The sequence below is a fragment of the Bradyrhizobium sp. genome, assembly GCF_030646015.1.
Taxonomy (GTDB): Bacteria; Pseudomonadota; Alphaproteobacteria; order Rhizobiales; family Xanthobacteraceae; genus Bradyrhizobium.
On record NZ_JAUSLT010000123.1, the window covers coordinates 1 to 7,880 of the forward strand.

General features: G+C 64.5%; 8 protein-coding genes and 1 pseudogene. 5 read left to right on the forward strand and 4 right to left on the reverse strand.

Going from position 1 to position 7,880, the window contains the following annotated elements; all coding sequences use genetic code 11:
• The first annotated feature begins 89 nt into the window (after positions 1–89).
• Entirely contained in the window at positions 90–1,097 is a 1,008-nt protein-coding gene (locus Q7T45_RS19400) for an Hsp33 family molecular chaperone (RefSeq protein WP_304872751.1), read from the forward strand.
• Positions 1,098–1,107: 10 nt separating this feature from the next.
• Here Q7T45_RS19400 and Q7T45_RS19405 read toward each other — a convergent pair whose 3' ends face one another.
• From Q7T45_RS19405 to apaG, 3 genes are all read right to left on the reverse strand, one after another.
• Positions 1,108–1,815, reverse strand: coding sequence for a trypsin-like serine protease (locus Q7T45_RS19405; protein WP_304872752.1), 708 nt, complete (start codon positions 1,813–1,815; stop codon positions 1,108–1,110).
• Between the two features lie 259 nt (positions 1,816–2,074).
• On the reverse strand, positions 2,075–2,431 hold the full coding sequence (locus tag Q7T45_RS19410) for a PilZ domain-containing protein (protein ID WP_304872753.1): 357 nt from the start codon (positions 2,429–2,431) through the stop codon (positions 2,075–2,077).
• Positions 2,432–2,731: 300 nt separating this feature from the next.
• Positions 2,732–3,124, reverse strand: coding sequence for a Co2+/Mg2+ efflux protein ApaG (gene apaG / locus Q7T45_RS19415; protein ID WP_304872755.1), 393 nt, complete (start codon positions 3,122–3,124; stop codon positions 2,732–2,734).
• Between the two features lie 297 nt (positions 3,125–3,421).
• Here apaG and Q7T45_RS19420 point away from each other — a divergent pair, with 297 nt between their 5' ends.
• From Q7T45_RS19420 to Q7T45_RS19430, 3 genes are read left to right on the forward strand one after another with little or no spacing between them, the layout of a single operon-like run.
• A complete protein-coding gene (locus tag Q7T45_RS19420) occupies positions 3,422–4,681 on the forward strand; it encodes an OpgC family protein (RefSeq protein ID WP_304872756.1) in 1,260 nt (419 codons plus the stop codon).
• The gene (locus Q7T45_RS19425) at positions 4,678–5,457 is read left to right on the forward strand and encodes an SGNH/GDSL hydrolase family protein (protein ID WP_304872757.1); all 780 of its coding nucleotides are present in this window, start codon (positions 4,678–4,680) and stop codon (positions 5,455–5,457) included. Before Q7T45_RS19420 ends, Q7T45_RS19425 begins: the two co-directional genes overlap by 4 nt.
• Before the next feature lie 13 nt (positions 5,458–5,470).
• Entirely contained in the window at positions 5,471–6,487 is a 1,017-nt protein-coding gene (locus Q7T45_RS19430; RefSeq protein WP_304872759.1) for an SGNH/GDSL hydrolase family protein, read from the forward strand.
• 146 nt (positions 6,488–6,633) lie between these two features.
• Here Q7T45_RS19430 and Q7T45_RS19435 read toward each other — a convergent pair.
• Positions 6,634–7,287 (reverse strand): annotated as a pseudogene (locus Q7T45_RS19435) (PLP-dependent transferase); the annotation flags it as partial.
• Positions 7,288–7,627: 340 nt separating this feature from the next.
• On the opposite strand from Q7T45_RS19435, the gene Q7T45_RS19440 reads away from it, so the two are divergent.
• Positions 7,628–7,880, forward strand: a 253-nt coding sequence (locus Q7T45_RS19440; protein WP_304872762.1) for a S8 family serine peptidase, incomplete at its 3' end; no start/stop codon positions are given.

Consider the following 7,880-nt stretch of genomic DNA (forward strand, 5'->3'; position numbering starts at 1 on the left):
CCGCTCCTTGCAGTCGCGTCGACCCTCCCCCTCCGGGGAGGGTAAGGCGCCCCTTTCGCTCCCCGTCACCCGACCCCAGATAAAGCGCCATGACTTCATCATCCCCCGAAATCAAAATCCCCCAGGAAACCCCGATCCGCGCCCCGTCAGAGGTTCCGGTCGACGATGCGGTGCTGCCGTTCGAGGTCGCGTCGCTGGACCTGCGCGGCCGCCTGACAAGGCTCGGCCCGGCGCTCGACGAGGTCCTGACCAAACACGATTATCCGCCCGCCGTGGGAAAACTGCTCGGCGAGGCCATCGTGCTGACGACCCTGCTCGGCTCGTCGCTGAAATTCGACGGCCGCTTCATCCTGCAGACCCAGACCGACGGCCCGGTGTCGTTCCTGATCGTGGATTTCCAGGCGCCGGACCGGCTGCGCGCCTATGCCCGCTTCGACGCCAAACGGCTCGAGGACGGCCAGGATTCCGGCGCGCTGCTCGGCCACGGCCATCTCGCCATGACCATCGACCAGGGCGCGGACATGAGCCGCTATCAGGGACTGGTGGCGCTGGAAGGTGGCAATCTGGAAGACGCCGCGCACGAATATTTTCTGCGCTCCGAACAGATCCCGACCCGGGTGCGGCTGGCGGTCGGCGAGGAATGGCGCGGCGGCGGCGATGGCCCGAAGCATCGCTGGCGCGCCGGCGGCATGCTGCTGCAGTTTCTGCCGAAGGCCCCGGAGCGGGCGCGGCAGGCCGACTTGCATCCCGGCGACGCGCCGGAAGGCGTGGAAACCCACGAGGTCGCCGAAGACGACGCCTGGGTCGAGGGCCAGTCGCTGATCTCGACCGTCGAGGACCTCGAGCTGATCGATCCCGATCTGAGCGGCGAGCGGCTATTGTATCGCCTGTTTCACGAGCGCGGCGTCCGCGTCTTCGCACCCTTGCCGTTGCGTGCAAAATGCTCCTGCTCGCGCGACGCGGTATCCGGCATGCTCAACAGCTTCGAGAAGCAGGACCGCGCCGACATGGTCAAGGACGGCAAGGTGGTGGTGACCTGCGAGTTCTGTTCATCGGTGTACGAGTTCACGCCGCAGGAAGCGGGCGTGGAAGAGTAGGGCGCCACGTTCAAGGCCCGCTCAGTTTCCGCATGGTCTCCCTGATCCAGTCGGTGTGCGCCGCCAGCGCCACCGCCTTGGTGCGCTTGCCGGAGACGCCGACCATCAATCCGACGAGGCTGTGCATGCCGCGATAGGCAAAAACGGGTCCGCCGGAATCGCCCGGCCCGGCGTTGGCGGCATCCTCGCCGACGCTGGTGAGGACCACCCAGCCCCTGATGGATTGCGAAACCCGCTGCAGTACCATGCGCAGGACCACGCTGGCGCCGGAATCCGTGGCGGCGCTCTTGCCGTATCCCGCCACGATCAGGTCGTCGCCGACGCCGGGGACGCGCGGATTGAGAACGGCCGGGACGAACCGGTCCGGCAGCGGTGTTGCCAGTTTGAGGATCGCAAGATCGGGCGATCCGGCATCCCCTGATGTATAGAGCGGATGCTGAACGATCCCGGCGACGGGACCGAGTCCTGCCTGATATCCTCCGCCGAAATTGCCGCCGATCTGGAAGCGCTCGCCCCGCCTGACGCAGTGCGCGGCGGTCAGCACGATGTCCGGCGCCAGCACCACGCCGCTGCATCGGCCTTTCGCGCCGGCGACGACGACGGTGAATCGCTGCACGGTGCGGTCGGCGATATCAGCGCCGACCAGGGCGCTGGCCGGACCGCCCGACAGCATGGAAATCACAAGCGCGAGGCATCTTGCCTGATTGGCTTTGCGCACGGACGGCGCCCTTGTTGCGATGAGGTAGGCCTCAACCGCGACAGTCTACACAGTATCTCGGCCGGTTTGAAAACGTGAACCCTCTTGCTTCGTCCCTGCGAACGCAGGGATCCATAACCCCGGTCAGCTGTGGTGGCGACGAACTGGTTCAAGCAAGTCCATGAACACCGTCAACAACAAGGACGGCACGGCGTATGGGTCCCTGCGTTCGCAGGGACGACGTTGAGAGATCACGCGCTGATCCTCTCAGGTCACCGCCTCAATGGAACGCGATGCCGAGCTGATTTCCCCTGCGCCAGACGGCACGGCAGGGCAGCGGCGACCCGGCGGTCATCAATATCAGACTCTTCGGAAGGCGCGGGCGGCTGGCCAGGTTCAGACTGGCGCCGGAGGCGGAAAGATTGTGAACCGTGCAGGCGATCTCGCGCCGGCCGGCCGCAATCGTTGCAGGGGTCGTCACGGCGTGGCGCAGAACGCCCCGCCGTTCATCGACCAGGGTGCGATCGGCGGTTTGCGGTTCGACCATGCTGAAGACGCCGCTGCATTCCGGACAGATATAGGACCACATGTCGTAATCAGCGGCGCAGGGGATTATGCGATCGAGGGTCATGTCCATGCGACATTGTTGGCAGACCGGCATCGGGCTTGAAGCTTGCAGCATGCGAGGTGGTTATATGCTGCAGCGCGGAACTCGAATCCGCACAACTACGTAGTGCGGCCGTTAAGATTAACGCGCGCACCACCCGTCATCACCCGCCAACGGGTCGGCGCTTCGCGCCGCCCGATGACAGGCTCCAGCGGGTGATCCAGTATTCCAGAGACGCCAGTGATGGAATCGATAGGTCGCGGTGTACTGGATCCCCCGCCTTCGCGGGGGATGACGACTGAGGGTGAAGCGAACGCAGTGGTCTCTTTGCTAGTTCAGCACACGCTTGCTGTCGGGGCTGTCGAGCGAAAATGCGGGGATATCGATCTCGAATTGCTCGCCGCTCTCGCTCATCATCTGGTAGCTGCCGCTCATGAAGCCCGACCCGGTCGGCAGCCCCACGCCTGAGGTGTATTCGAAGCGCTCGCCGGGGGCCAGCACCGGCTGTTCGCCGATCACGCCTTCGCCGCGGACTTCTTCCTTGTGGCCGGAGGCGTCGGTGATGATCCAGTGCCGGGTCCGCAGCTGCACCGTCTCGGCGCCGGTGTTGGTGATGACGATGGTGTAGGACCAGAAATACTGACGGCGATCGACCGGCGGGCGTTCCGGCAGGAAGTTCGGCTCGACGGTGACCTCGATCTGGCGGGTAACGGCGCGGTACATGCTGTCTTCCAAGTCTTCATTCAAGTCGTCATTCTTTCGAGCTGCGGTCTTCCAAAGTCCGTCGAGTGCATCATATCGAAGTGTCCTGGTGGAACCAACCACCGGACGGTCATGACCGCCGCCATACAGCGGCCAAGGGCTGCCATGCAATTGTAATTCCAACCGCGGTTTCAACAAAGTTCCAGCCTAAAGCGCACCCGCGCAGGCTGTTCCCAACGTATCTTGCTTGCAACCCGCGTGCCGATACTATCTTTCGTGTCGGAAGGGCGGGTAAAGTTCATCTCCAGACGGTGCCAGATGACGTCCATTGCCGATCGAGTTGCCGGACCACCGCTTGCGGACGAAGCGGACGCGCGCGCCGCCGCGGTGCCGGTCGCCTTGCCGGTGATTACGCTTCCCGCCGGCGCCGAGCGCGAGCTGCGGCTCGATCTGTTTCGCGGGCTGGCGCTGTGGCTGATCTTCATCGACCATCTGCCGAACAATATCCTGACCTGGTTCACGTTCCGCAATTACGGCTTCAGCGACGCCACCGAAATCTTCATCTTCATCTCCGGCTATACCGCGGCGTTCGTTTACGGCCGCGCCATGCTGGAGGCCGGCTTCGTGATCGCGACCGCGCGCATCCTGCGGAGGGTCTGGCAGATCTATGTCGCGCACGTGTTCCTGTTCACGATCTTTCTGGCGGAAATTTCCTACGTCGCCGCCAGGTTCGACAACCCGCTATACGCGGAAGAAATGGGGATCATGGATTTCCTCAAGCAGCCCGACGTCACCATCATCCAGGCGCTGCTGCTGCGATTCCGGCCCGCCAACATGGACGTGCTGCCGCTCTATATCGTGCTGATGCTGTTTCTGCCCCTGATCATCTGGCTGATGAAATGGCGGGCCGACGTCACGCTGGCGCTGTCGGTCGTGCTCTATGCCCTCACCTGGCAGTTCGATCTGTACCTGTCGGCCTATCCGAACGGGTTCTGGGCCTTCAATCCGTTCGCCTGGCAATTGCTGTTCGTGTTCGGCGCGTGGTGCGCGCTGGGCGGCGCCAGGCGAATGTCGCGGATCCTGTCGTCGCCGGTCACGATGTGGATTTGTGTCGCCTACCTGTTCTTCGCGTTCTGCGTGACGTTGACCTGGCACCTGCCGCAGCTGAAATTCCTGATGCCGAAGCTGATCGAGCAGTGGATGTATCCGATCACCAAGACCGACATGGATGTGCTGAGGTTCGCGCACTTCCTGGCGCTGGCGGCGGTGACGGTGCGGCTGCTGCCGAAGGACTGGCCCGGATTGAAGTCACCCTGGCTGCGGCCGGTGATCCTGTGCGGCCAGCATTCCCTCGAGATCTTCTGTCTCGGCGTGTTCCTGGCCTTCGCCGGGCATTTCGTGCTGGCCGAGATCGCCGGCGGCGGCGTGGCGATGCATTTGGTTGTCAGTGTCGCCGGAATCCTCATTATGTCCGGCATGGCGTGGATTATTTCGTGGTACAAGCATTCTGCCGACAAGAGTGCAACGCGGAAAAAAGGCACCGTTGGCAACGCCGATATGGCAGGAGGGGGCTCATGAAGTCCAATCCCGTGGCCCTTCTGGGCCTGACCGTGCTTGCCGGCTTCCTGGCCGTCGCGCCCGCGCGCCCGCAAGATGCGCCCGCGCGCACGGAAGCTGCCCCTGCCAATTGCGAGGTCCCGGCCTACCTGCTGACGACCGAGAGCACACTGCCCAAGGTCGAGCACGCCGTCAAAAGTGGTCTTCCCCTGGATATTCTGGTGGTGGGCAGCCGCTCGTCAACCATCAGTACATTAGAGGCCAGCGCCTACCCCGGGAGGTTGCAGGCGGTGCTGAAGCAGATGCTGCCCAAGGTGGCGGTCAACGTATCCGTAGAACTACAGATCAAGAAGACCGCCGAGGAAGTCGCCACCGGCCTCGTTAAGCTGGTGGAAGTTAAAAAGCCTACTTTGGTTATCTGGCAGACCGGCACCTACGATGCTATGCGATCGATCGATCCTGAGGATTTTCGCGGCGCGGTGGGCGAGGGAGTTGTCGCGCTGAAGGAGGCGGGAGCCGACGTGGTCCTGATGAATCTGCAATATAGCCCGCGCACGGAAACCATGATTACCGCGCCGCCCTATCTGGATAGTATGCGCGTGGTGGCGCAGCAATACGACACCCCGCTGTTCGACCGCTTTGCCATCATGCATCACTGGAATGACTCTGGAGATTTCGACCTGTTCAGCCCGACGCGCGGTCTCGACCTTGCCAGGCGCGTCCATGATTGCATCGGCCGCGCGCTGGCGAAATTCGTCATCGAGGCCGCTCGCGTTGACCCGGCTCAGCAGAATTGAGGAACTAGCGTTAATGAGTTGTCACTACCCTTTCCGTCGCGTTGCATCCCTGGTCCTGCCCGCCGTCGCGGCATTCGTGCTGCTGACTTCCGCGCCAATTTTGCCGGCGCGGGCGCAGGCCGTTCAAGCTGCCCAGCAGGCCACTCTCTCCGACACCGTCAAATCCGATGCCGCGAAGCCGTCCGCGCCGCCCGCGAGCGGCGGCACTGCTGCCGCCGACCCGGCCAATCCGCAAGCGAAGAGCCTTCCCTCCAGGGCGATCGAGAAGGTCAAGGAAGTCGCGAAATCGGCCGGCGACATTTTCAGTCGCGTGCCCTGTCTGCCGCCGAAGGGCGGCGTCAGGAAGATGGGCTCGCTGCCGCGTGTGGCGAGCGAGCTCGCCGCCGGCGAGCCGGTGGTGATCGTCGCATTCGGCTCGTCTTCGACACAAGGCCATGGCTCGACGTCGCCGGACTTCAACTATCCCAACCGGCTGGCGGCACAGCTGCGCCGGCAATATCCGACCGCCGACATCACCGTGGTCAACGCCGGCAAGGGCGGCGAGGACGCTCCCGAGATGATGAAGCGGCTGCAGACCGCCGTGCTCGACAGGCAGCCGGATCTGGTGATCTGGCAGGTCGGTACCAACGCCGTGCTGCGCAACCTCGATCCCGCCGAGACCGCCAAGCTGGTCGAGGAAGGCATCGCGCGGATTCAGGCTGTTGGCGCCGACCTCGTGCTGGTCGATCCGCAATATTCGCCGGCAGTCAACGCGCGCGCCGAAAGCGCCAGCAAGATGATCAACCTGCTCGGCAAGGTCGCCGAGCTGCGTCATGTCGGCATCTTCCCGCGCTTCGAGGTGATGCGGGACTGGCATGAAAGGCAGGCGATCCCGATCGACAATTTCGTCATCGCCGACGGCCTGCACATGAGCGACTGGGGCTACGCCTGCTTCGCCCAGCTGCTCGGCGACGACATCATCAAGTCGGTCGGCCAGATCAAGCTCGGCGTCCACGTGCCGTCGGATGTGCGGACGTACCGGCCGATGTGAGGTGGTACGCCTCTCTCGCGTCGTCCCTGCGAACGCAGGGACCCATACGCCGCGGCCCAGCGTGTTGAAGTTGGTGCCAGACGATTCTTGAATCGCTGGCACCTGTGTTTATGGGTCCCTGCGTTCGCAGGGACGACGATGGATTTTCACGCCTGCTCCAGCGCCGCCTGCAAATCCTCGATCAGATCGTCGCGGTGCTCGAGCCCGGCCGAGAACCGGATGAAACCTTCGCTGATGCCGAGTTCGGCGCGCGCCTCCGGCGTCAGCCGCTGATGCGTCGTGGTCGCGGGATGGGTGACGAGGCTCTTGGCGTCGCCGAGATTGTTGGAGATCCGCGAGATCTTCAGGCCGTTCAGCGTACGGAACGCCGCCGCCTTGCCGCCCTTGACCTCGAAGCCGACCAGCGTCGATCCGGCGCGCATCTGCTTCTTCACCGTGGCCGCCTGCGGATGGTCGGACCGGCCGGGATAGATCAGCCGCGAGATTTTCGGATGCTGCGCCAGCGCGTCGGCGATGGCGCCTGCGGTCTCGGTCTGGGCGCGGACCCGCACCGCCAGCGTCTCCAGCCCCTTCAGCAGCACCCAGGCGTTGAACGGCGACATCGACGGGCCGGTCTGGCGCATGAAATTGTGGATGTGCTCGGCGATGAACGCTTCCGACGACAGGATGATGCCACCGAGGCAGCGGCCCTGGCCGTCGATATGTTTTGTGGCGGAGTACACCACGACGTCGGCGCCAAGCGTCAGCGGGCTCTGCCAGATCGGCGTCGCGAACACGTTGTCCACGATCAGCCTCGCGCCGTCGGACGGGGTGGACCGCTTCATCGTGAAGTACCGCGAAGGCAGCCGCGAGGCGACCGGCGTGCGGATGGCGCAGGCGGCCGTCTCGCGCCTGGGCGAACTGCAGGTCGGCGGCAAGGGCGTGCGGCTGGGCGTGCTGCGCCAGCTGGCCGGGGGCGGCCACGTGGTGAAGGCCTACCGCAAGCTGGACCCGGTCGAGGCGGCGGCGCTGATGCGCCAGCTCGCGGCGAACCCGGACGTCGAGTACGTCGAGGTCGACCAGCTGATGAAGCGGGCCCTGACGCCGAACGACACCTACTACAGCCAGTACCAGTGGGACTTCTACGAAGCCGCCGGCGGCATGAACATCGACGACGCGTGGAACACCACCAACGGCAGCGGCGTCGTCGTGGCGGTGCTCGACACCGGCATCACCACCCACAGCGACCTGTCGGCAAACATCGTGGGCGGCTACGACTTCATCAGCGACGCCGGCATGGCCCGCGACGGCAACGGGCGCGACAGCAACCCGCTCGACCAGGGCGACTGGTACGCGGCGGGCGAGTGCGGCGCGGGCGTGCCCGCGGCGAACTCCAGCTGGCACGGCACGCACG

Coding starts and splice junctions, on each gene's coding strand:
- Q7T45_RS19400 (WP_304872751.1), top strand. CDS start 90: ATGACTTCATCATCCCCCGAAATCAAAATCCCCCAGGAAACCCCGATC.
- Q7T45_RS19410 (WP_304872753.1), bottom strand. CDS start 2,431: ATGGACATGACCCTCGATCGCATAATCCCCTGCGCCGCTGATTACGAC.
- apaG (WP_304872755.1), bottom strand. CDS start 3,124: ATGTACCGCGCCGTTACCCGCCAGATCGAGGTCACCGTCGAGCCGAAC.
- Q7T45_RS19420 (WP_304872756.1), top strand. CDS start 3,422: ATGACGTCCATTGCCGATCGAGTTGCCGGACCACCGCTTGCGGACGAA.
- Q7T45_RS19425 (WP_304872757.1), top strand. CDS start 4,678: ATGAAGTCCAATCCCGTGGCCCTTCTGGGCCTGACCGTGCTTGCCGGC.
- Q7T45_RS19430 (WP_304872759.1), top strand. CDS start 5,471: ATGAGTTGTCACTACCCTTTCCGTCGCGTTGCATCCCTGGTCCTGCCC.